General features: G+C 31.1%; 1 protein-coding gene. It reads right to left on the bottom strand.

From position 1 onward, the window contains the following. Window positions 1–72: 72 nt before the first annotated feature. Entirely contained in the window at window positions 73–693 is a 621-nt protein-coding gene (locus SLH48_RS22375; RefSeq protein WP_320259921.1) for an SMI1/KNR4 family protein, read from the bottom strand. Window positions 694–971 lie beyond the last annotated feature (278 nt).

Raw genomic sequence — 971 nt, 5'->3', positions numbered from 1 at the left:
GAAGATCAGCTCAACGCAAAGGGAGTAACTAATACCCACATTGTATTGTTGAATCATAACTTTCTATATAAATTACATTAACTTATTTAATCCACTTTTTAATTCAATACCATTGAATGAATTCATGCTTAAATAAGGTTTTTTTTCTGAGCTAAATAAATAAAAATCTTCCCCCCAGTGACCAGCACAAGAAAGATTTATCCAGTTTTCAAAGAAAGATGAAAAATTTTCGCCTAGCCTTAAACCGTGCATATGATAACTAGTGGTCAGATATATAACTTCACCTTTGTTGTATTTTAGGTCAATCCCTAAGTGTCCACCATTACCAAATGATGTAAAAATAAGAGTGTTTTTGTTTTCCCAGTGTTTTTTAATAAATGTTCCATCATCATCTAAAAACTCATACATTTCTCTCTCAGTATCGTACCTTATTAAATTATCTAAAGACCAAAGTGGATTATCAAGTATGCCGCCACAATCAATAACACCTTGCTCTATGTCGCCCATATTAAAAAATGTACTATCCGAAAAGTTAGAGTTTTGGAATACCTTAAACTCATCATTTTTCAAAAACCAATAGAAATGGAGGCTTTTTGTAAAGTTTAGCAACACCTGACGAAAGTCTTCTGGAAATGAAATGTTTAGTTCTTCCTCTACTAATTCTATTTCCTTTTCAGTTGCAGCTGGTTGTATTTCTAGTCCACATTGAAGGTTTTTTTTCTAACATTTAAAGTGATGACTTCGTAGAATGTTTTTCCATTCGTTGTAATCATATTTATTCATACAAAAAATCCACTCCTATTCTTGCCTTACCCAATAAGGTAAATCCTCATTCGTCGGATATACATCCTCATATTTTTTATAGTTCGTTAAATAATCCAACCCATCTTCAGTTACTTTTGCTCCACCTAATAAAATATCAGTAAAAGTTATTATTTCTCCTTTTATGTAATTATGTTCTTTAATATAGT

Origin of the sequence: Cytobacillus sp. IB215316 (assembly GCF_033963865.1) — a bacterium.
GTDB lineage: Bacteria > Bacillota > Bacilli > Bacillales > SM2101 > Nanhaiella > Nanhaiella sioensis.
The sequence above is the reverse complement of the archived record's forward strand: the minus strand, read 5'-3'. Positions and strand labels throughout refer to the sequence as shown.